The sequence below is a fragment of the Rhizobium sp. ARZ01 genome, from assembly GCF_014851675.1.
In the GTDB taxonomy this organism is placed as follows: domain Bacteria; phylum Pseudomonadota; class Alphaproteobacteria; order Rhizobiales; family Rhizobiaceae; genus Mycoplana.
Genome location: NZ_JACVAE010000001.1, coordinates 2,099,408 through 2,120,752, shown reverse-complemented (window position 1 = coordinate 2,120,752; position 21,345 = coordinate 2,099,408). Strand labels below are relative to the sequence as shown.

The window sequence follows — 21,345 nt, the reverse complement described above, 5'->3', positions numbered from 1 at the left end:
TTCTTGCAAGCTGTTGCCGATGTTTCAAAAGTTCGTTCCGGCTTTTGCCGCGCGCGGTGCCGCGCCGGCGCTCATCTTCCCGGGGCGGCCCGCTATCACCTATACAGAATTGGCGAATGCAATCGCGCTCCGGATGCGGCAGTTCGGGGCGGACAAGAAGGTGATCGCGATCGAGGCGGAGCATTCCGAGCACGCCATCGTCTCCTATCTTGCCGCACTCGAAATGGGGCATGCCGTCGCCATGCTTCCCCCGGCCACCTGCAGCCTCAGTGAAGAATTCAGCCTCGCATTCGAGCCCGACCTTTGCTGCCGCCGGGTCGGCGAGCGCTGGACGGTCGTCGAGGCTTTGCCGCAACCACGCGTTGCGCACCGCGAATTGCATCCGGATCTCGCGTTGCTTCTCCTAACCTCCGGCAGCACCGGCGGTGCGAAGGCAGTGCGGCTGTCGCGGGCCAACATCGATGCCAATGCGGCCTCTATCGCGCAGTATCTCGGACTCTCCAGCACCGATCGTGCCTGCCTCGTCCTGCCGTTGCACTATTCCTACGGTCTGTCGGTCCTGCACTCGCATCTTGCTGTCGGCGCCAGCCTCTATTTCCCTCAGCGCTCGATCCTGAGCGAGGGGTTTCTCGACGAGCTTGCTGTGCAGGAATGCACCAATTTTCCCGGCGTTCCCTATTCCTATGAACTCCTGGAAAGCGTCGGCTTTCGGGAGCGCAGCTTCCCCAAGCTGCGCCTTATGACCGTCGCCGGCGGGCGCCTGCCGCCTGATACCGTTCGCCTCTACAACCGGTATATGCGCGCGCAGGACGGTGTTTTCTTCGTCATGTACGGACAGACCGAGGCTACGGCGCGCATCGCCTATGTGCCGCCGGCGCTGCTTGAGGGTAACGAGGACTGTATCGGGATCGCGGTCCCGGATGGCTCGCTTTCGCTCGAAAATGCCGAGGGCGAAGAGATTCGCCAACCGGGAAAGGTGGGCGAACTGGTCTATCGCGGCCCGAACGTGATGTTGGGCTATGCTGCCGGACGCGAGGATTTGGCCGAAGGGGCGACGGTCGGCGCGCTTAGGACCGGGGACCTTGCAGCGATCGATGAGAGCGGCCTCTTCCGCATTGTCGGCAGGACGAAGCGGATCTCCAAAGTCGCGGGCCGGCGCATCGGCCACGACCGGCTGGAAGAGGCGCTTGAACGGCGCGGTATCCGGGCGGCGGTCGTCGGCGATGACGAAGCGGTGCATGCCTTCTATTGCGGAGGACAGGCAGAGGGCGAGGTTCGCGAGGTGCTTGCGGTTGTCGCGGGCCTGACGCTCTTGCAGGTTGGGGTGACTCGGATCGAAGCATTACCGCGATTGACGTCGGGTAAGATCGACTATGCCGGTCTGCAAGCGCGCTTCAAAGCCGGCCAGAAGAAAGTCGACAGACGGGCTGTGGGCGTGCGCGAAGCGTTCGACCAGGTGTTTTATCCGAAAACGGCTGGCGTGCGAGACAGCTTCGTCACGCTTGGTGGCGACTCGCTCCGTTTCGTGCAGCTCTCGCTGGCGCTGGAACGGATTGTCGGCGAATTGCCTGCGGAGTGGGAAACGAAGACCGTGGCCCAACTCTCCGATCTCAAGCCGGCCGCGCAAGTGAAGCCGGTAACCGGTGTCGATCTGCTGATCCGGGCGCTCGCCATTCTGTTGGTCGTCGTCCAGCACCAGACGCTTTGGCCAATACCGGGCGGGTCGGCAGCCATGATCGTTCTGATCGGGTTCGGGCTTGCGCGCTTTCAGTCCGGCGCGCTGATGGCGGGTGACGTCATGCGCGTCTTGCGGCCGGCGCTGCAGGTGTTGATTCCCTATTACCTCATTGTCGCCGCTTACACTGTTGCCTGGGAGGAGGTGCCCTGGGCCTCGCTCCTGCTTCTCGGCAATTTCGGCTTCGCCGATCCGGCGAGGCACAGCATGGTGCCCTATCTCTACTGGTTCATCGAAGCCTATTGCCAGATGCTGCTGGTGGTGGCTGGTCTGTTCTGCCTGCCCGCCGTACGTCGCTTCGCGGAGCCTGATCCGTTCGTCGCAGGTCTCTCGTTTCTGGCACTGGCGCTCTGCGCGAGGATCGTTATCCCGCCGCTTCTCGACATGGGTAACCGCCAGATCTTCACCCTGCCGTGGATCTTCTACCTGGCGGCGCTCGGCTGGTCGGCTGCTTTTGCGAGCACGACCGCACGGAAGCTGTTGCTGCTGACGATCGGCACCGCCGTACTCGTCTTCTTTGCGTTCTACGAAAGCGTGTGGATCGGCACCCGGGTCAAATACCTGCTGCAGATCGCTGTCTTGTCCGGTCTGCTGTTCTGCCCGAGGGTGCCAATGCCGTTCCGATTGAAGGCGATCGTGCTGCCGCTTTCAGCCGCAAGCTTCCACATCTACATCCTGCACCGGTTCGTTCCGGAACTGCTGATGGCACCGCTCGGCGCCGTTCTTCCGGCTGGTCTCTTTTCGCTTCTCGCGACTGCCGGCGGCGTCGCACTCGGTGTTGTCGTCTGGTGGCTGCAGGGAAGGCTGCTTTCGTTTCTCGCGCGCAAAAAAGGCGATGGGATTCTGCCGGTCCTTCAGACATATATTGGGGTTCGCGGCCAACGGTCGACCTGAGGGGGGTGTCGTTCCGCGGAGTAACGGAAAATCGGGAGCACGCATGACGACCACATCGCTGAAGCCTTCGCCGACAGAACCGGGCATCCTCGCCTTCCACAAGCGTTGCGAAGAGTTCTATCCGGCGGATGCGGTCGATGCCCCGATCGAGCAGCAGCGTAAGTGGTACGATGCGCTGTGCGCACAATTCGATGCACCGGCGCCAGTCGGGATGGCGAAGGACGATGCGCTGGTGCTCGGACGGATCCCGATCCGGCGCTATCACCCGGCCAGGGTGCTCACGGAAACGCTGCTTTTCTACATTCACGGCGGCGGGTTCGTCGTCGGGTCGCTGTCCAGCCATGATGCGATCTGCGCCGAGATCGCAGAAGCGGCAGGGGCGGAACTCGTATCGGTCGACTACCGGCTCGCCCCGGAACATGTCTGGCCGGCTGCCTTCGAGGATTGCTCGGATGTGCTCGGCCACCTCCTGAATGAGAGGCGACCAGTCGTCGTCATCGGCGACAGCGCCGGCGGCAACCTTGCCGCAGGGATCGTTCTCAAGGCCCGCGACGAGCGGCTGGAAGGCATTGTCGGTCAGGCATTGATCTATCCAGGTCTCGGCGGCGACGTCTCGGCAGGGTCGTACGTCGAGATGGCCGAGGCGCCCGGGCTATCGACGACAGACGTTCTCTACTATCGCGACATTTACAAAGCCCCGGCCACCAACCCCTATGCCCTTCCGCTGGCAAGCGCGGATTTTTCCGGCTTGCCGCCTGTTTTCATCACCGCGGCGCATTTCGATCCCTTGCGGGACGATGCCCGGCGCTATGCTGCGCGCCTTGCCCGGGCAGGCGTGGAAGTCTGGTTCCGCGAGGAGCCGCAAATGATCCATGCCTGGCTTCGTGCCCGGAACATGAGCGAGGGCGCGCGAGTGGGATTTGCCGCCTTGTGTCAGGCGGTCGCCAACTTCGCGCGGAGGGCAGGCGCCCTGGGGGCAGACAGATGAGTGGCATCACCGAAATCGACCGTCTGCTGGCAGAAATGCAGCCCGAGCTACGGGAGGGAACGTTTGTCTATTGCGTTGTTCCCTTCGCGGAGGCGGAACGCTGCTACTGCCTCCAGCCGCTTGCCACATTTCGTGAGGAGGAAGGGCTGAGCTTGATCCTGCCTCAGAGCGTGGCGGACGCAACCGGCCTCGCCGCCAGTGCGCCGATGCGAATGATCACACTCACCGTGCATTCCTCGCTCGAGGCCGTCGGGCTCACGGCGGCAATTGCCACGGCGCTGACGCGAGAGGGAATCAGCGCCAACGTGGTCGCGGCCTTCCACCACGACCACGTTTTCATTCCTGCTGACGATGCGGAGCGCGCGCTCGCTGCGCTGAAGGCGCTGTCGCGCAACAGGCCTCAAAGATAGCGAGTTTCTGCAGGCGGTTTGAAAAAGTCGTTGTCTCTGCCGTTCTCGTAGATTGCCGGCGCCTTGGCCAGTTCTTCGTCTGTCGCATCCAGGCATGCGGCGTTGACGCAATAGAAGTGGCCCATGAAGTCTTTGAGGTAGCCGCGCGAGAAGGGCCGTATTCCGCAGCGGCCGCAGAAATAGTGATCGACGTCGCCCTCGGGCCAGCTCGAATCGTCGGCCCGGTAGCTGACGAGGCGGTCCTGTCCCTGCAGGATCGTCATTTCTTCACGCGGCGTGAAGGTCTTGAGCATGCGTGTGCGGCGACAGAAGGAGCAGTTGCACCGGCGAATGCCCTGATCGAGATCCAGCCGGCACTCGAACTTCACGTCGCCGCAATGGCAGCGGCCCTGATAGGTCTTATGCATTCGCTTCTCCCTGTTCGGAGGCCGGAGGGCTTCAGCGGTTGTTCCAGTGATATCGAAGCAGATAGGACTCGAGCCGGTCAAGGCATTCGCCCCAGCTTTCCATGTGTGCTTCGATCTCGGCCTGCTGGGTGAAGGGCTCCTGCCGAAATTCCAGCCGGGTGGTGCCCTTGACATCCTCGAACGTCACCGTCACCAGCGTCTCGCGACCGCCGCCCTCCGCGGTGAAGGTAAAGACGATGCATTTGCCTTCGACGATCTCGCGGTAGACGCCAGACATGGCGAAATCCTCGCCCCGCGCCGAGCGGATGACGGCGCGCCATTTTCCGCCTCGGCGAAAGTCCATCTCGATCGAGTGCGCGGCGAAATCGCGTGGTCCCCACCAATGGGCAAGAAGGTCGGGTGACGTCCAGAGCCGGAACACCACCGCGGATGGGGCGTCGAAGCGTCGGTCGATGAGAAGTGCGTCTGGCGCAAGTGGCGCCGTGTGCTGGAGCATCGTCATGACGTTCTCCCAGGGACGATCAGGCCAATTCGAGACATGTTCGGTTTGGGCGGGTCGATTTCAAATCGCGGTCGCAAACGACGAACGCACAAATTGCTTGCCACGCCCGAGGGTGTCCCCGAACGCCGGCCTGCCGTTATCTGCCGTGAACTTGCAATCGACTAGCCGAACTTCGCATCGGAGGCCACCCGATTTGCCGCGCAGGGTGAATCCGAAAAGTGGCGATCCGGCGGCGCCGCGGCGAAGTGTGATCAGCCGGCTGAACACGATTTTGTGGTCGCGGACGCCGTATTTGTGAAGCTGCCGGGGCCGGGATGAAAGCACGCGGCGCATTAATCGCCGCGTGCTGTTGCGGCAAAGCCTACATCAGGTCGCGCGGAATTGACCTCTCGAAGGTCTTCTCGAAGATTTGCGCCTCGCCCTCGAAAGCGCGGATGCTCGCCGAGATCACCCAGTCTGACGCAGTGCAGGTGATCGACGCGGACGAGATCGTGCGGACGAACCAGTCGGGGCGTTGCATGTCGCAGATCCACGTGGCTCTGCCTGTCGCCGAAAGCGGGTCTCCAACAGCGATAGACCATAGTTCGTCGCGGATCTGCCGCGTCGCAAGTCCCGTGCCCGGGTGCTCGTGCAGGCCGGTGTCCTCGTAGATCGAGTACTCCGTCAGGCCGTTCGTCAGGTCGCGCTCGACGCCGCGGGCGGTCTCGGGCGGGGAGAGTTCCGGATAGTTCGGCAGGGGATCGGGATTGGCCGGTTCCGGCAGGGAGACGACCTCGTGTGCGCCGAGTTTCGGCAAGGCGAGGCCGAGCGAGGCGAGATCGATGGTGAGCCCGGGATCGGTCGGCGGTGGCAGCACCATCGGCCAGTAGGATGTCGACAGCGACAGCCGGATGCGATGCCCGGCCGGAAAGCGGTAGCCCATCGCGTCGAGCACGAGGCGCACTTCCGTCTTCTCGCCCTTGCGCATCGGCTTCGGCTCGGCGTTGCCATCGCGATGGGCCAGGTTCAGCACCCCGAAGGTGACGCGGGTCGCCGTGCCGTCGGGATGAATGTCGACGATACGGGCACAAAGGTTGGCGAGATCTGCATCACACGACAGTTCCAGGTCCAGCACCGGCTGGCCGAGGTACTCGCGGGCCTCGGTAAGCGGCGGCGTCTCCAGCACCAGCGAGCCAGCGTCGTCGAGGCGCTGGTCGAGCGCCATCTCCGCATCCGGCTTCAGCGTGAACCATTCGCCGGCCATGGTGCCGGTGTCGAGCGGCGAACGCAGGTAGTGATCATGGTTCTTGGCGCCAGCGATCGGCATGCCCGGCGTCAGTGTGCCGTACTGCTCGACATAGAAGCAATCCATCTCGGGAGCGGTCCACGCGGCCTTCGCCACCCAGGTCCCGGGATCAAATTCGCGCCGCAGCGACGGCTTCGGTCCGTCCTGGATATAGGCGCGCACCTGTGGCCAGTTTTCCGCGCCATTCTGCTCGTCGCGCAGCCAGCGGTTCCACCACTGGATCGCTTCCGCGTGGAAGTCCATGCGCGGCTTGGGCCAGGCGAAATGCGGATATTTGTGAATCCAGGGGCCGATTAGGGCCTTGGCCTTCGGGCCGATGCCTTCCACCGCCTTCAAGGGCGTGTTGCGATACCCGTCCGCCCAGCCGGCGATGACCAGTGCCGGAACCGAAAAGTCATCGAAGTGCTCGCAGATCGAGCCGTGCTTCCAGAAAGCGTCGCGTCGCTGATGCTTGAGCCACTCCTCCATGAAGAACGGCTCGTTCTCAAGTCGCTCCAGCCACATCGCCTTCCAGCGGTCGCCGACGACCTCCGGATCGGGAGAACGCGACTGGTAGGCGAGCATCGTCGCAGCCCAGGACAGTTGTGCAGAAAGGTGCGTGCCGTTCTTGTAGTGGATGTCGTCGTTGAAGCGATCGACGGTGGAGGCTATCGAGATGACAGCCTTCAGCGCCGGCGGCTTGAGGGAGGCGACCTGCAGGCAGTTGAAGCCGCCCCAGGAGATGCCCATCATGCCGACACTACCGTTCGACCACGGCTGCGCCGCGATCCAGGCGATCAGTTCGCAGGCATTGGCGAGTTCGAGCGGCGTGTATTCGCCGTCGATCACGCCGTCGGATTCACCCGAGCCGCGGATGTCGACGCGGACGCCGGCAATGCCGGCAGCCGCAAAGACGGGATACGTGGATTCGTCGCGCGCGCAGGTTCCGTCTCTTTTGCGATAGGGCAGGAACTCGAACACAGCAGGAACGGGATCCTTGTCCGCTCCATCAGGCATCCAGATGCGCGCGGCGAGCCGCGTTCCGTCCGCCAGCGTGATCCATTCGTTCTCGATGACGGTGAAGCTGCGTTCTGACATCATTTTTGTCCGATCCATTCCGTCCATCACGCGTCGAACCACGCGCGGCTGCCAATATAGCCGTTGGACATGTCGTTGCCGATGTCGTCCGTGACGCCCTTCAGCGACGTGGAGGCGGCCATCACATAGTCGTTGAACACCGGCAGGATGAGCCCGCCTTCGTCGCGAACGATCAGTGCCATCGTGCGATAGAGCTCCTTGCGCTTGGTCTCGTCGAGTTCGGAGCGTGCCTGCAGCAGAAGCTTGTCGAAGTCCTCCCGCTTGAAGCGGGTGTCGTTCCACTCCGCAGTCGAAAGATAGGAGGTTGAGTAGCGCGAATCCTGGGTCGGGCGACCGCCCCAGTAGGAGGCGCAGAACGGCTGGACGTTCCAGACGTTGGTCCAGTAGCCATCCTCCGGCTCGCGGCGGATCTCAATCTCGATGCCCGCCTTCTTGGCGCTTTCCTGATAGATGACTGCCGCATCGACGGCGCCGGCGAAGGCGGCGTCGGAGGTGCGCAGCAGGATCGGCCGGTCATGGCCGGACTTCTTGAAGTGGAAGGCGGCCTTGTCCGGGTCATAGGTTCGCTGCTCGATATCCGTCGGCGCCAGCGCGTAGTTGCCGTTGACCGGGAAATCGTTGCCAAGCGTGCCGTAGCCGCCGAGCACACGATCGAGGATCGCCTGGCGGTCGAGCGCATACTTCATCGCCAGCCGCAGATCATTGTTGTCGAAGGGAGCCGTGTCGCAGTGCATCAGGAAGCTGTAGAAGCCCTTGCCGGCGCTGCGCAGGATCTCGACCTTGGGCGCGCGCTTCAAGAGAGGCACGGTCTTCGGGTCGATGTTGTTGATGAAGTGCACCTGTCCGGAAGACAGCGCGGCGATGCGGGCGGTCGCATCGTTCATGACGATGATCTCGACACTGTCGACGAAGCCGCGATCCGAGCGCCAGTCCTCTGCGTTCTTCTCGAAGGTCGCGCGCACGCCCGCCTCGTAGCCGGTCAATTTGTAAGGGCCTGTGCCGATCGCCGCGGCGGGGCTGTCGAGGCCACCGTTTGGCTGGATCACAAGATGGTAGTCGGTCAAAAGCAGCGGCAGGTCGGCATTGCCTTCCGTCAGCGTCAGCACGAGGTCACCAGCCTTGTCCTCGATCGTCTTGATGGATTGCATCAGGCCGAGCGCGCCGGACTTCGAGTCTTCGTCGGAATGGCGCTTCAGGGTGGCGACGACGTCAGCGATCGTCATCTTCTGGCCGTCGTGGAAGGACACGTCGTTGCGGATCTTGAATGTCCAGACCGAAGCGTCGACCGATGGCTCCCAGGACGTCGCGATCGAGGGAAGGGGGGCGCCGGTCTTCGGATCGGTCTCCACCAGCGTGTCTCCCCACAGGCGGCCGATGACGAAGAGGACGGACGCGCTGTAGGTGGCGGGATCGAGAACGTCTGTTGCGGCACCGCCCTTGAGGCCGAGCTTCAGATGGCCGCCGCGCTTGGGTTCCTGCGCGCGTGCTTCGCCTGCAGCAAATGTACTGACCAGACCGGCGGCGAGGCCGAGTGCTGCGGTTCCGGCCAGGAAGCTACGACGATTGATGCCGGCGGGGACGATCAGGCCATCGGGGCGCTTCGTGAATTCGGTCATGTCAAGTTCCCTCTGTTTCATGCTTCGGGGAAAACTTAGCGCCTCGACAATCGTGCACAATTTCGCGACTTGACGCTTCTTTGCGCTAGTTTACGCTATTTTTTGCAATTGCGGAGAAACCCTTGGCAGACGTCGATACCTTCACGCAGAACCTGCGCAACGCTTGCGCGACGCGGCGATCGATTTCGCAGGTCTGTCGCGAGATCGGCATCAACCGGCAGCAGTTCAACCGCTACATCAGCGGTGAGGCGCGACCCTCGGCGCACAACGTCGCGCGCATTGCCGCCTTCTTCGGGCTTTCGCCGCAGGACTTCGAACATCCGCCAAGGCAGTTCGAAGCCCGCATGCGGCGGCCGGATCACCACAGCTCTGAGGCGGGGTTGTTGCTGGAGGGGTTCCCGGGGGACATCGGAGGGCTTCGCCGGCACATCGGCTATTACCAGACCTACCACATCTCGCTGTCCTGGCCGGGGCGTGTGGTCTGCTCCTGTGCCAGAATCTACGAGGAGAGCGGCTCGATCCGGGTCAAGTCAATCGAGCGCATCCGTGATGCCACCAATGAAATCTGGCAGTTCTCCAAATATGTCGGCCTCGTTACCTTCTGGCGCAACCGCATCTTCATCGCCGAACGCAGCGTCGGGCGGCAACCGATGCTGTCGCAGACGATCCTGATACCGTTTGAGGTGCACCAACGGGTCTACTTGCGCGGCACGACGATGGGTGTTTCCTGGCGCAAGGAAAACCTCCCCTATGCCTCGCGGATGATCTGGCGCCATATCGGACAGGAGCCAGAACTGCGCCAGATGCTGGCGCGCTGCGGGCTGCTTTCGTTCGGCTCAAGGCAGTTGCCCGCCACAGTAAGGAACTTTCTTGACACGCCGGAGGCCGAGGTGCTGACAGTGCCGACAGAGTATTGAGGCAATGCCCCGGTCAAACGGGAGATTGCGATGTCGCCAGCCACCGGCGAACCGGGCCATCGGCTCCATCGAAATGCGCCTCGAAATGCGGCGAGGCCAACACTGCTCGGACATGGAGAACCGTTGTCCCGACGTTTCTGAAGCCGTGCCTGACCCGCGCTGGCACGATCAGAGATGCGTCGCTTGAGAGCGCCCTGCGATCCTGCTCCAGCCAGAACTCCGCTTCACCGCTGACGACCGTCAGGACTTCCTCGGCGGGATGAAAATGTGTTGGGGCGCCTGCGCCGGGATCGATCCATTGCTCGAAGATGCAAAGCGTTGTTGCACCGTCGCACGCCGCGAGATGTCTTCGCGTCCGCACGCCTGCGCGCCATTCCTCCAGGGCTTGTTGCGAGTGAATGATCGCTCTCATTCGCGCCACCGGGAATCCGAAAGCACCTGTTCTGTCTAGACCTTCTCGAATTCCAACGTGTAGATCACCTCTTCGCCTGTCGTTGGATCCTTGCCGGGTGCTCCGCTGATGAACAAGCGGTTGCCGTCGACCCGGTAAGGGCGGATCAGCGCGCCCTTCCACGCGGGGTTCCAGGCGCCGTCGACGTGGTGGATGATCCGACCATTCTCCAGAGTGTAGGACGCCGAATAGGCCAGCATGGAGTCGAATAGGACGGCCTTCTCCTCATCCGTGGGCACGGCACCCTTCAGGGGGCGGTCTCCGCCGAACACTACTGCCATCATTCTCCCGTCCGCATGGTAGGCGAGATAGCCCAGCGGGTTCGGGCCCATTGCGTCACTGATCTCTCCGGTCGCCACGGATTGCCGCGTCCAGGAGATCATTTTCCATGTCCCAAGAAGTGCGGCTGCATCCGTCATGTGTCACCCAATGCGCCGTTGCACGTGACGAGGATAGCAAAGGACGGATGGGAAGAACAGTTGTACCGCGGTGGGCGGGGGTGGCTACGCGTCGGCCATCAAGGCGGCAAAGACCTTGAGATCCACATTGCCACCGCTCAGGATGATGCCGACGCGTTTGCCTTCGCAGGGGACCGCGCCCTGCAGCACGGCTGCTGCGGCAAGGCAACCGGTCGGCTCGACGATGATCTTCATTCGCTCGGCGAAGAAACGCATCGTGTCGACCAATTGCGCATCTGAGACCGTGGAGATGCCACCCACCTTGTCCTGCAGGATTGGGAAGTTGTGGTAGCCGACGTGGGTGGACAGCGCGCCGTCGGCGATCGATTTCGGCACGGGAATATGGACGACCTCGCCCTTGCGCAGGGACTGCTGGCCGTCGTTGCCTGCCTCCGGCTCGACGCCGAGGATGGCGCAACCGGGCGAGAGCGCCTTGGCCGCCAGTGCGCACCCAGCCAGGAGTCCTCCACCGCCAAGGGGAACGACTAGCATGTCGATCTCGCCCACCTCCTCGATCAGCTCGAGTGCTGCCGTTCCCTGTCCGGCGATGACATCGGGGTGATCGTAGGGCGGGATTAGGGACGCGCCGCGTTTTGTTGCCAGGCGCCCGGCGATCTCCTCGCGGTTCTCGTTGTAGCGATCATAGAAGACGATCTCGGCGCCATAGCCCTTCGTCGCTGCCACCTTTATCTCCGGCGCGTCATGCGGCATGACGATCGTTGCCGGAACGCCCTGAAGCATGGCGGCATAGGCGATCGCCTGGGCATGGTTACCCGACGAGTAGGCGACAACGCCATTCTTCCGCACACCGGCTTCCAAAGCGGCGATCGCATTGTAGGCGCCACGGAACTTGAAGGCGCCAGCGCGCTGCAGGTTCTCTGCCTTGAAGTAGAGCGTCGCTCCAGAGCGGGTGTTGGCCGTGCGCGAGGTCAAGACGGGCGTTCGGTGCGCCATGCCGGAGAGACGCGCCTGCGCCGCCCGTACGTCATCGAATGTCGGGATACGCAGTGATTGCACGGCACTTGGAGGAAAAGTCATCAGTAACCTCGGCTTTAGCGGACGGCGCAAATATTGCCGGGGCGGCGCTACCCCGGCAAGAGTCATTCGGCAACCAAAATTCGCCGATCAGTTTCCGGCGCTCTCCATCCGACGCGTCGTCAGCACCCGCTCCAGCCAGCCGATCTCCATTTCAGGGACCGATTTCAGCAGAAGGTCGGTGTAGTCGTCGAACGGTGGCGAGAGCACCTTCGACTTCGGACCGAAGCGGACGAGACGGCCGTGGTGCATCACCGCAACGGAATCCGCGATGGCGCGGACGATCGCAATGTCGTGGGTGATGAACATGTAGGAAACCTTTGTTTCCTCCTGCAGCTTCAGCAGCAGCTTCAAGATGCCCTCCGCCACCAGCGGATCGAGCGCCGAGGTCGGCTCGTCGCACAGGATCAGCTCGGGTTTTGCCGCAAGCGCACGTGCGATCGCCACGCGCTGCTTCTGTCCGCCGGAAAGCTCGGCCGGATAGCGGGTTAGGAAGCGCTCGCCCATCTCGATCTGGTCGAGCAGTTCCTTGACCCGCGCCGTCTTCGACTGGCCATGCATGCCGTAGTAGAAGCTGAGCGGGCGGCCGACGATATCGCGCACCGTCTGGCGCGGGTTCATCGCCGTGTCGGCCATCTGGTAGATCATCTGGATGCGGCGCAGTTCGTCGCGGGAACGGCCCTTGAGTGCACGCGGCAACGGCTTTCCGTCGAAGCTGACGGCTCCTTCCTGCGGTGGAAGCAGGCCGGTTATGACGCGGGCGAGCGTCGATTTGCCGGAGCCGCTTTCGCCGACGACGGCTAGTGTCTGCCCCTTCGGGATGTGCAGCGTGACATCCTGCAGCACCTTGAAGCCGTTGGAATAACCGGCGGTGATTTTTTCGACCTTCAACAGGCGATCGGACTGGTCCCGCGCCTCCTCACGGCCGGTTCCGCGGACATTGACGAGTGCCCGGGTGTAGTCCTGCGTCGGCGCCTCGATGATCTGCTTGACCGAGCCGTATTCGACCATCTTGCCGTGCCGGAGCACGAGGATGTCGTCGGTGATCTGGGCGACGACGGCCAGGTCATGGGTGATGTAGATCGCCGCCGTGTGCGTTTCCTCGATCGCATGCTTGATTGCAGCGAGCACGTCGATCTGGGTTGTCACGTCGAGCGCCGTGGTCGGTTCGTCAAAAACGATCAGCTCGGGATTGGGGCAGAGCGCCATTGCGGTCATGGCCCGCTGGAGCTGGCCGCCGGAAACCTGATGCGGATAGCGTTGGCCGAACGTCTCCGGGTTCGGCAGGCCGAGGACCTTGAAAAGATAGAGGGCACGCTTTTCCGCCTCCACCCGGCTCATGATGCCGTGTCTCAGCGTCGCCTCGATGACTTGTTCGCCGAGGCGGTGGGCCGGGTTGAAGGCAGCCGCTGCGGACTGCGCGACGTAACAGACCTTGGAGCCGCGTACTTGCCGGATACCGGTGGGCCGAAGCTGCAGAAGATCCTGGCCATTCAGCTTCACCTCGCCGCCGGTGATCCGCACGCCGCCGCGGCCATAGGCCAGCGCGGTCAGGCCGATGGTGGATTTGCCAGCGCCGGACTCGCCGATCAGACCGAGTACCTTGCCTTTCTGCACGTCGAAGGAGACGCCCTCGACGAGGGTAACGGTCTTGGGAGGCTCGCCCGGCGGATAGCTCGTCGCCTCGATCTTCAGATTGCGGACGGAGAGCAGATCATGCATCGCCGCGTCCTCCCTTCAGGCTCGAGGTCCGTTTCATCAGCCAGTCCACGACCAGGTTGACGCTGATGGTGAGGAAGGCAATCGCAGCACCCGGGACGAGGGCTGCGGAGATGCCGAAGATGATGCCGTCCTTGTTGTCCTTGACCATGCCACCCCAGTCGGCCGCGGGCGGCTGGATGCCGAGGCCGAGGAAGGAGAGGGTGGAGAGGAACAGGATCGAGAAGGCGAAGCGCAGGCCGAACTCGGCCAGAAGCGGCGACAGTGTATTGGGCAGGATTTCGCGAAAAATGATCCAGCCGGTGCCTTCGCCGCGCAGCTTCGCAGCTTCAACGAACTCCATCACCGCCACGTCGAGTGCAACCGCCCGACCGATGCGGAAAACACGGGTGGAATCGAGAACAGCCATGACGAGGATGAGGATCCAGAGCGTCTGGGGCAGCACGGCGAGAACGACGAGCGCGAAAATCAGCGTCGGGATTGCCATCATCAGGTCGTTGAAGCGCGAGAACGTCTGGTCGACCAGACCGCCGGTGACGGCTGCGGTGAAGCTCAGGAGCATGCCGAGCGAGAACGAGAGGACTGTTGCTGCCAGCGCGACGAAGATGGTCGTCCGGGCGCCGAAAATCAATCGCGACAACAGGTCCCGACCAAGATTGTCGGTGCCTAGGAGATATTCGCCGCCCATCGGCTGCCAGACCTCGCCGACGATCTCGCTTTCGCCGTAGGGCGCGATCCAGGGCGCGAAGACGGCACAAAAGAGCGCGACAGCGATGCCGATAAGCCCGATCCATGCACTCAGGGGGATGGATTTCAATCTCATCGCGGGTGCCTCAATCTCGGATTGGCGATGATCGCGATAATGTCGGCCATCATGTTGAGAAAGATGTAGAGGGCGGCGAAGATCAGGCCGCACGCCTGCACCACCGGCATGTCGCGCACCGTCACGGCATCGACCATGTACTGGCCCATGCCCGGATAGACGAACACGACCTCCACCACGACGACGCCGACGACGAGATAGGCGAGGTTGAGCGCGATCACGTTGACCACGGGAGCAATCGCGTTCGGGGCGGCATGCTTGGCGATGATGCGCAAACCGCTCAAACCCTTCAGTTCTGCCGTTTCGACATAGGCCGAAGACATGACGTTGAGGATGGCGGCACGCGTCATGCGCATCATGTGGGCAAGCACCACCAGCACCAGGGTCGCCGTGGGCAGAGCGATTGCCGATAGCCGCTCGCCGATCGTCATGGTGTCGTACACGGTCGCCGGGAACGTTGCGATGCCCGTCTGCACGGCGAAGAACATGATCAGCAGATAGCCGATGAAGAACTCCGGAAGGGAGATTGCGGCCAACGAGACCACGTTGATGAGCCTGTCCGGCAGGCGGTCGCGGAAATGCACGGCCAGCATGCCAAGGCCAACGGCAAGCGGAATGGAGATGATCGCCGCGAAGAAGGCGAGGAAGAGCGAGTTGCCGAGCCGCTTGCCGATCTGCTCGCTGACCGAGTTTTTCGAGGCCCACGAGGTGCCGAAGTCGCCCTGCAGGGCGCCGCCGAGCCATTGGAAGTAGCGGGTCGCGGCCGGCTGATCGAGGCCTAGGTCTTTGCGGATGTTGGCAACCGCCTGCGGGGTCGCCGACTGGCCGAGATAGGTCGTGGCAAAATCGCCGGGCAGGGCCTCGACGCCGCCAAAAATCAGCAGGGACACAGCAAAGAGAAGCGCCACGCTGAGGGCGAACCGCTGAAGGATAAGTGCGACGAGCGGGCTGCTCTTGGTGAATCGAGCCCAGGGTGACAGCGTTCCCTGGCTACCGGCAGAACCGGTAACAGTCGTATTCGATCCGGCGACGCCGGACGACTGCGGGTTTTCACCCGCAGTCGCCGGCAACGTCAGTTCCGGACCCTGTGTCGATCCGCCCGCCATCAGGCGTCGAGCCAGACGCGGGTCGCGACATAGCCGTTCGACATGTCGTTGCCGATGTCGTGGACGTAACCCTTTATCTGCTTTGTCGATGCGTTCACGAAGTCGTTGAACATCGGCAGGATCAAGCCGCCTTCGTCACGCACCATCATGGCCGCAGTGCGGTACATGTCCTTGCGCTTGGCCTCGTCCAGCTCCGCGCGGGCTGCGAGGATCAACTTGTCGAAGTCCTCGCGCAGGAAGCGCGTGTCGTTCCAGTCGGCCTTCGACGTATAGGCCGTGGAGTACATCTGGTCCTGCGTCGGACGGCCGCCCCAGTAGGAGGTGGAGAAGGGCTGTACGTTCCAGACGTTCGACCAGTAGCCGTCGCCGGGCTCGCGCTTGACCTCGATCTCGATGCCGGCCTTCTTGGCGCTTTCCTGGTACAGCACGGCCGCATCGACCGCGCCCGGGAAGGCAACGTCGGAGGTGCGCAGAAGCACCGAGCCGCTGTGGCCGGACTTCTTGTAGTGGAAGGCGGCCTTGTCCGGATCGTAGGCGCGTTGCTCGATCCCTTCCGGGAACAATGCATAGGTCCCGTTGATCGGGAAGTCATTGCCGACCTTGCCGTAGCCGCCGAGGATCTTCTGCACCATCGTCTCGCGGTCCATGGCGTATTTCAACGCCAACCGCAGGTCGTTGTTGTCGAACGGCGCCGTGTTGCAGTGCATGATGAAGACGTAGTGGCCGCGGCCCGACGTGTTCAGGATCTCCACGGTCGGCGCACGCTTCAAAAGATCGACGGTCTTCGGGTCGACGCGGTTGATGAAGTGCACCTGGCCAGAGGAAAGTGCTGCGATCCGTGCGGTCGCGTCGTTCATCGCGATCAGCTCGACCGAATCGACGAAGCCGCGATCCGTGCGCCAGTCATCCTGGTTGCGCTCGAAGGTGGCGCGGACGCCGGGCTCGAAGCTCGTGACCTTGTAGGGGCCGGTGCCGATCATCGCGTCCGGATTATCGAGGCCGCCATTCGGCTGGACGACGAGGTGGTAGTCGGTGAGCAGCAGCGGCAGGTCGGCGTTGCCCTCGGACAGGACCAGCACCAGTTTGTCACCGTCGGCCTTGATTTCCTTGATCGATTTCATCACGCCAAGCGCGCCGGATTCCGCCTTCTCGTCGGTATGGCGCTCCAGTGTCTTGACGATGTCGTCGACGGTCAGTTCCTTGCCGTCATGGAACTTGACGCCCTTACGGATGGTGAATGTCCAGGTCGCCGCGTCGGCGGAGGGTTCCCAGGATTCGGCGAGGGCCGGAACGGCCTTGCCGGTCAACGGATCCGTCTCAACGATCATGTCACCCCAGGTGCGGCTGGTGACGAACATGAACTGGGAGAGGTTCTTGGCGGGATCGCGCGAATCGGTCGCCGACGCGCCTTCGAGGCCGAGCTTCAGGTGGCCGCCGCGCTTAGGCTCCTGTGCCTTTGCCGCGGTGTCGAACATCGTGCCCGCCGCGGCGAGCGTGATGCCGAAAGCGGCGGCGCGGCCCATGAACTCACGACGGTTCATTTTGCCGAGCATGACCTGCTGTGCGAGAAAATCCTTGTACTCCGTCATTCCACTGTTCCCTTTGCTTGGCCTTTTGGCGGCCGATTGTTGTGATTGGCAGAATATCTGGGCTTGCGCCGAAAATTGTCCGCATCGGCTTTGCGGCGGCGCCCTTTCGGCGCTTCGGTTCTTGTCTCCTCCCTGTCAGGCACCGCCCCCGGCGCTCTCCCCGATCTATAAACCTAACGTATGCGCTGTGAATGTAACGTCTCAAACTTCCTGTTTTTTCCATAAGGCAGGCTTATGGCAACATCCGCAGGCTGTGCCGACCGACTTTCGGAACAGGCTGTTCAGCGGCCTTTCCATACTGGGTCGCGCTTCTCGGCGAACGCGCGCGCGCCCTCCAACTGGTCCTCGCTCGAGTAAAGGATATCCACAGTCTTGAACTGGCGGCGAGTGATCTTGTTCATCGTCGTCTGGAAGGTTTCTCCCTCGGCGGCGCGCACCACTTCCTTGATCGCGGCATAGACGAGCGGTGGGCCGCTTTCGAGCAGGCGCGCCAGTTCCCAGGCGCGGTCCAGTAGCTTGTCGGCAGGCAGGATCTCGTTGACGAAGCCCCAACGATGCGCCTCCTGGGCGTCAAGCCAGCGTCCGGTCAGGAGCATATCCATCGCGATGTGATAGGGGATGCGCTTGGGCAGCTTGATCGAGGCGGCGTCGGCAACCGTGCCGGACCGGATTTCGGGCAGGGCGAAGGTCGCGTGCTCAGCGGCAAGGATCATGTCAGTCGACAGCGCGATCTCGAGACCGCCGCCGCAGCAGATGCCATTGACGGCGGCAATGATCGGCTTGTTCAGGTCGCGCAGTTCCTGCATGCCGCCGAAACCGCCGACACCGTAGTCGCCGTCGACTGCGTCGCCCGCGGCAGCCGCCTTCAGGTCCCAGCCGGGGCAGAAGAATTTTTCCCCAGCACCAGTGATGATGGCGACGCGCAGGCGGTCGTCGTCGCGAAAATCGCGGAAGATTTCGCCCATGATGCGGCTTGTCACCAGGTCGATGGCGTTCGCCTTCGGCCTGTCGATGGTGACTTCCAGAATGCCGCCTTCGCGGCGTTGACGGATCGGTCCGGACATGTTGCTCACTTCCTCAGACGGATCAGGGCATCAGCCGCGACGACTCCATCGCCTTGCGGAAGCACCATGATAGGATTGATATCGAGTTCATCGACAATTGAAGCGTTTGAAACGACATAGGATGCCGCTGCTGCGACCGCGCCAACAAGCGCGTCGATATCGCCAGCCGGCGCGCCGCGATAGCCAGCGAGCAGCTTGGCAATCTTCAAGCCGGATATCGCTTCGCGGATTGCCGGCTCGTCGGTCGGGAGTGTCAGGATTGCCGAATCTTCCAGCAGTTCGACAAGAATACCGCCGGCGCCGACCGTCAACACAGGTCCGGCGACGGGATCGCGCATGGCGCCGACGATGAGTTCTGCGACCGGTTTGCCGACCATTTTCTCGACAAGGTAGCCGGAGGCGACACCGGCCATCGATGCCGCCGCCTCCAGCACCGCGCCGCGGGATAGCAGGTTGAGCTTGACCGCACCTGCTTCCGTCTTATGGGCGACGCCGAGCCCCTTGAGCACGACCGGGAAACCGAGCGCCTCGGCAGCCCGTGCCGCCTCTTCGGCGGTTTCCGCAACCCGGCCTTCCGGCACGGGAAGACCATGCGCGGCAAGTGCCCGCTTGGCCTCATGCTCGGTGAGTGTGACTGCTTCTCCCGCTGCGGGCTGGACCTTGACGAGCGGGGCGGGTAGGGGCCGTGCCCAGATCTCGCCGATCATCGCTGCGGTTTCTGCTGCTGCAAGTGCCTCCTCGATCCCCATGAACGGAACGACGCCGTTTTCCATCAGCATCAGGGCCGTGCCTTCCGGCATGTTCTCGCCCATGCTGGCGACAATGCCGGCGACGGCACCCGTTGCCTTCGAGGCGTCGATCACGGCCTCGCAGGTCGTGATCCAGTCGGCGGCGTCGCAGCGGTCCTGCCGAGGAAAATCGAGCACGATCAGGTTCAGCGCATAACCGCCCTTCATCATCGCGGTGAAGGCCGTGGTCTGCTTCTCGTGGTTGCCCCAGACGAAGGTGTGGTAGTCGAGCGGGTTGGAGATCGTCACCATCTGACCGAGCGCTTCGCGCAAGGGCAAGCGCTGCTCCTCGCGGAGTTCGCGATAGACAGTCTTCCGCTTGACGCCGGCGTCGGCCATCAGCGAGGCCTCACCGCCAGAACAGCTCATCGACGAGATGTCGAAGCTCTCCAATGGACCGTGCAGATGCAGGAGTTTCAATGTCTCCAACAGTTCGGGCAATGTTTCGACGCGGCCGATGCCGAGGCGCGCCAGCAGGGCGGACGACACGGCGTCGTTGCCGGCCAGCGAGGCGGTGTGAGAGACGGTTGCAAGCTGCGCCTGTTCGGACTTGCCGACCTTGAGCGTGACAACCGGCTTCTTCAGTTCGCGGGCGAGACGGGCAAGCCGCTCGAGGGATTCGATGCTGTCGAAGCCTTCGATATGCAGGCCGACGGCGGTGACCCGCGGGTCCTCGAGCACCGCGCAGGCGAGGTCGCACAAGCCAGTCTGCGCCTGGTTGCCTGCCGTCAGGATGTAGGCGAGCGGCAGGCCGCGCATCTGCATGGAAATGTTGCAGGCGATGTTGGAGGACTGAGTCAGGACGGCCACGCCCTTGTCGACGCGAACCATGCCGTGCTGATCGGGCCAGAGCAGGGCGCCGTCCAGCATGTTGATGAAGCCGTAGCAGTTGGGGCCGAGGATCGGCATGTCACCGGCAGCTTCCACAAGGGCTTTTTGCAGGTCGTCGCCGTCGGCAAGCTCGGTCACCGCCTCGCGAAAGCCGGAGGCATAGCAGACCGCGCCGCCGGCACGGCGCGCGGACAGGTCGCGGATGATCTCGATGGTGAGCTGGCGGTTGACGCCGACGAAGGAGGCGTCCGGTGCGCCGGGAAGGTCGGCGATGGAGCGGTAGCATTTGCGGCCGCGGATTTCGTCTTTGGTCGGGTGTACCGGCCAGATTTCGCCGGTGAAGCCCATCTTGTCGCATTGTTCGACGACGCGACCCGCCTCCTTGCCGCCGAACACGGCAATGGAACGGGGTCGGATCAGGCGATCGAGGGAACGTGTCATGTCAGCACTTACGCTCCCAGCGGCCGCAGCAGGTCGCGGCTGATGATGTGCCGCTGGATTTCCGAGGTGCCGTCCCAGATTCGTTCGACGCGGGCGTCGCGCCAGAAGCGGGCGAGCGGAAGGTCGTCCATCAGGCCCATGCCGCCATAGATCTGGATCGCCTCGTCGGTGACGCGGGCGAGCATCTCGGTGGCGTAGACCTTTGCCGAGGCGATCTCGCGGTTCGACGGCAGGCCCTGGTCGAGGCGCCAGGCGGCCGAGAGCGTCAGGAGGTCGGCGGCATCGATCTCGGTGATCATGTCGGCAAGCTTGAACGAGACGCCCTGGTTCGCACCGATCGGCTTGCCGAACTGTTTGCGCTCTGCCGCGTAGGAGAGCGCATAGTCGAAGGCGCGGCGAGCACGGCCGACCGAAGTGGCAGCGACGGTCAGGCGCGTTGCGTAGAGCCAGTCATTGGCGATGTCGAAGCCCTTGTGGACCTCGCCAAGAATCTGGGAGGATGACAGACGGCAGTCGTCGAAGTTGAGGATGCAGTTCTTGTAGCCGCGGTGTGAGACCGAATTGTAGCCGTCGCGGATCTCGAAGCCCGGCGTGCCGCGGTCGACGAGGAAGCAGGTGATCAGCTTCTTCTTTCCCCGTGGCGTATCTTCCTCGCCGGTGGCGATGAAGACGATAACGAAATCGGCGATGTTGGCATGGCTGATGAAGTGCTTGGTGCCGTTGACGATCCAGTCATCGCCGTCCTTCCTGGCGAAGCACTTCATGCCGCGCACGTCGGAGCCTGCGTCCGGCTCGGTCATGGCGAGTGCATCGAACTTTTCGCCGCTGACGGCGGGCAGCAGATACCGCTCGCGCTGCTCGTCGTTGCAGGCCATCAGGATGCCGGAGGGACGGCCGAAGAACACGGTCAGCGCCATCGAACCGCGGCCGAGTTCGCGCTCGACCAGGGTAAAAGCGGTGTGATCGAGGCCCGCGCCGCCGACTTCCTCCGGCATGTTGCAGCCGAAGAAGCCGATCTCCTTGCACTTGCGCGCAATCTCCTGGCCGAGCTCCGGCGGCACGAAGCCGGTGCGCTCCACCTCGTTCTCATGCGGATAGATCTCGGTCTCGACGAAGCTGCGGACCGTGTCGACGATCATCTGCTGTTCGTCTGTCAGTGCGAAATTCATGGTGTTCTCCCTCGTTTTCCTTTTGCGCGCCGCTTGCCCC

The 21,345-nt window shown here is 63.0% G+C and carries 18 protein-coding genes; 4 read left to right on the top strand and 14 right to left on the bottom strand.

The window, feature by feature from the left end; genetic code table 11:
• Positions 1-19 precede the first annotated feature (19 nt).
• From IB238_RS10210 to IB238_RS10200, 3 genes are read left to right on the top strand one after another with little or no spacing between them, the layout of a single operon-like run.
• Positions 20-2,629 (top strand): AMP-binding protein, encoded by a 2,610-nt coding sequence (locus IB238_RS10210; RefSeq protein ID WP_192245856.1) that lies wholly within the window; start codon positions 20-22, stop codon positions 2,627-2,629.
• A 43-nt stretch (positions 2,630-2,672) separates the two neighbouring features.
• The gene (locus IB238_RS10205; protein WP_192245854.1) at positions 2,673-3,617 is read left to right on the top strand and encodes an alpha/beta hydrolase; all 945 of its coding nucleotides are present in this window, start codon (positions 2,673-2,675) and stop codon (positions 3,615-3,617) included.
• Positions 3,614-4,027: an ACT domain-containing protein gene (locus IB238_RS10200; RefSeq protein ID WP_192245853.1), complete on the top strand. Its 414-nt coding sequence runs from the start codon at positions 3,614-3,616 to the stop codon at positions 4,025-4,027. The genes IB238_RS10205 and IB238_RS10200 overlap by 4 nt, the downstream gene beginning before the upstream one ends.
• Here the strand turns inward: IB238_RS10200 and IB238_RS10195 are convergent.
• The 4 genes from IB238_RS10195 to IB238_RS10180 form a co-directional block, all read right to left on the bottom strand.
• The gene (locus IB238_RS10195; protein ID WP_192245852.1) at positions 4,018-4,434 is read right to left on the bottom strand and encodes a GFA family protein; all 417 of its coding nucleotides are present in this window, start codon (positions 4,432-4,434) and stop codon (positions 4,018-4,020) included. The two genes, IB238_RS10200 and IB238_RS10195, sit on opposite strands and share 10 nt — an antisense overlap.
• Positions 4,435-4,465: 31 nt before the next feature.
• On the bottom strand, positions 4,466-4,936 hold the full coding sequence (locus IB238_RS10190) for an SRPBCC domain-containing protein (RefSeq protein ID WP_246723522.1): 471 nt from the start codon (positions 4,934-4,936) through the stop codon (positions 4,466-4,468).
• 361 nt (positions 4,937-5,297) lie between these two features.
• A complete protein-coding gene (locus tag IB238_RS10185; protein WP_192245851.1) occupies positions 5,298-7,298 on the bottom strand; it encodes a CocE/NonD family hydrolase in 2,001 nt (666 codons plus the stop codon).
• Positions 7,299-7,324: 26 nt separating this feature from the next.
• Positions 7,325-8,914 (bottom strand): ABC transporter substrate-binding protein, encoded by a 1,590-nt coding sequence (locus IB238_RS10180; RefSeq protein ID WP_192245850.1) that lies wholly within the window; start codon positions 8,912-8,914, stop codon positions 7,325-7,327.
• A gap of 122 nt (positions 8,915-9,036) precedes the next feature.
• Between IB238_RS10180 and IB238_RS10175 the strand changes: the two genes are divergently transcribed.
• Positions 9,037-9,831 carry a helix-turn-helix transcriptional regulator gene (locus IB238_RS10175; RefSeq protein ID WP_192245849.1) on the top strand — a complete coding sequence of 265 codons (795 nt, stop codon included), beginning with the start codon at positions 9,037-9,039 and terminating at the stop codon, positions 9,829-9,831.
• Positions 9,832-9,844: 13 nt separating this feature from the next.
• Here the strand turns inward: IB238_RS10175 and IB238_RS10170 are convergent, their stop codons facing one another.
• The 10 genes from IB238_RS10170 to IB238_RS10125 form a co-directional block, all read right to left on the bottom strand.
• The gene (locus IB238_RS10170) at positions 9,845-10,243 is read right to left on the bottom strand and encodes a cupin domain-containing protein (RefSeq protein WP_192245848.1); all 399 of its coding nucleotides are present in this window, start codon (positions 10,241-10,243) and stop codon (positions 9,845-9,847) included.
• A 35-nt stretch (positions 10,244-10,278) separates the two neighbouring features.
• A complete protein-coding gene (locus tag IB238_RS10165) occupies positions 10,279-10,665 on the bottom strand; it encodes a lipocalin-like domain-containing protein (RefSeq protein ID WP_246723521.1) in 387 nt (128 codons plus the stop codon).
• 120 nt (positions 10,666-10,785) lie between these two features.
• Positions 10,786-11,778 (bottom strand): threo-3-hydroxy-L-aspartate ammonia-lyase, encoded by a 993-nt coding sequence (locus tag IB238_RS10160; RefSeq protein WP_192245846.1) that lies wholly within the window; start codon positions 11,776-11,778, stop codon positions 10,786-10,788.
• 87 nt (positions 11,779-11,865) lie between these two features.
• A complete protein-coding gene (locus IB238_RS10155; protein WP_192245845.1) occupies positions 11,866-13,497 on the bottom strand; it encodes an ABC transporter ATP-binding protein in 1,632 nt (543 codons plus the stop codon).
• The gene (locus IB238_RS10150) at positions 13,490-14,317 is read right to left on the bottom strand and encodes an ABC transporter permease (RefSeq protein WP_192245844.1); all 828 of its coding nucleotides are present in this window, start codon (positions 14,315-14,317) and stop codon (positions 13,490-13,492) included. Before IB238_RS10150 ends, IB238_RS10155 begins: the two co-directional genes overlap by 8 nt.
• Positions 14,314-15,423 (bottom strand): ABC transporter permease, encoded by a 1,110-nt coding sequence (locus IB238_RS10145; protein WP_192245843.1) that lies wholly within the window; start codon positions 15,421-15,423, stop codon positions 14,314-14,316. The genes IB238_RS10150 and IB238_RS10145 overlap by 4 nt, the downstream gene beginning before the upstream one ends.
• On the bottom strand, positions 15,423-17,012 hold the full coding sequence (locus IB238_RS10140; RefSeq protein WP_192245842.1) for an ABC transporter substrate-binding protein: 1,590 nt from the start codon (positions 17,010-17,012) through the stop codon (positions 15,423-15,425). The genes IB238_RS10145 and IB238_RS10140 overlap by 1 nt, the downstream gene beginning before the upstream one ends.
• A 281-nt stretch (positions 17,013-17,293) precedes the next feature.
• Entirely contained in the window at positions 17,294-18,076 is a 783-nt protein-coding gene (locus tag IB238_RS10135; RefSeq protein ID WP_192245841.1) for a carnitinyl-CoA dehydratase, read from the bottom strand.
• A 5-nt stretch (positions 18,077-18,081) separates the two neighbouring features.
• Positions 18,082-20,136 carry an acetate--CoA ligase family protein gene (locus IB238_RS10130; protein WP_192245840.1) on the bottom strand — a complete coding sequence of 685 codons (2,055 nt, stop codon included), beginning with the start codon at positions 20,134-20,136 and terminating at the stop codon, positions 18,082-18,084.
• Positions 20,137-20,144: 8 nt separating this feature from the next.
• Positions 20,145-21,305: an acyl-CoA dehydrogenase family protein gene (locus IB238_RS10125; protein WP_192245839.1), complete on the bottom strand. Its 1,161-nt coding sequence runs from the start codon at positions 21,303-21,305 to the stop codon at positions 20,145-20,147.
• Positions 21,306-21,345 lie beyond the last annotated feature (40 nt).

Coding starts and splice junctions, on each gene's coding strand:
- IB238_RS10210 (WP_192245856.1), top strand. CDS start 20: ATGTTTCAAAAGTTCGTTCCGGCTTTTGCCGCGCGCGGTGCCGCGCCG.
- IB238_RS10205 (WP_192245854.1), top strand. CDS start 2,673: ATGACGACCACATCGCTGAAGCCTTCGCCGACAGAACCGGGCATCCTC.
- IB238_RS10200 (WP_192245853.1), top strand. CDS start 3,614: ATGAGTGGCATCACCGAAATCGACCGTCTGCTGGCAGAAATGCAGCCC.
- IB238_RS10195 (WP_192245852.1), bottom strand. CDS start 4,434: ATGCATAAGACCTATCAGGGCCGCTGCCATTGCGGCGACGTGAAGTTC.
- IB238_RS10190 (WP_246723522.1), bottom strand. CDS start 4,936: ATGACGATGCTCCAGCACACGGCGCCACTTGCGCCAGACGCACTTCTC.
- IB238_RS10185 (WP_192245851.1), bottom strand. CDS start 7,298: ATGTCAGAACGCAGCTTCACCGTCATCGAGAACGAATGGATCACGCTG.
- IB238_RS10180 (WP_192245850.1), bottom strand. CDS start 8,914: ATGACCGAATTCACGAAGCGCCCCGATGGCCTGATCGTCCCCGCCGGC.
- IB238_RS10170 (WP_192245848.1), bottom strand. CDS start 10,243: ATGAGAGCGATCATTCACTCGCAACAAGCCCTGGAGGAATGGCGCGCA.
- IB238_RS10165 (WP_246723521.1), bottom strand. CDS start 10,665: ATGATCTCCTGGACGCGGCAATCCGTGGCGACCGGAGAGATCAGTGAC.
- IB238_RS10160 (WP_192245846.1), bottom strand. CDS start 11,778: ATGACTTTTCCTCCAAGTGCCGTGCAATCACTGCGTATCCCGACATTC.
- IB238_RS10155 (WP_192245845.1), bottom strand. CDS start 13,497: ATGCATGATCTGCTCTCCGTCCGCAATCTGAAGATCGAGGCGACGAGC.
- IB238_RS10150 (WP_192245844.1), bottom strand. CDS start 14,317: ATGAGATTGAAATCCATCCCCCTGAGTGCATGGATCGGGCTTATCGGC.
- IB238_RS10145 (WP_192245843.1), bottom strand. CDS start 15,423: ATGGCGGGCGGATCGACACAGGGTCCGGAACTGACGTTGCCGGCGACT.
- IB238_RS10140 (WP_192245842.1), bottom strand. CDS start 17,012: ATGACGGAGTACAAGGATTTTCTCGCACAGCAGGTCATGCTCGGCAAA.
- IB238_RS10135 (WP_192245841.1), bottom strand. CDS start 18,076: ATGTCCGGACCGATCCGTCAACGCCGCGAAGGCGGCATTCTGGAAGTC.
- IB238_RS10130 (WP_192245840.1), bottom strand. CDS start 20,136: ATGACACGTTCCCTCGATCGCCTGATCCGACCCCGTTCCATTGCCGTG.
- IB238_RS10125 (WP_192245839.1), bottom strand. CDS start 21,305: ATGAATTTCGCACTGACAGACGAACAGCAGATGATCGTCGACACGGTC.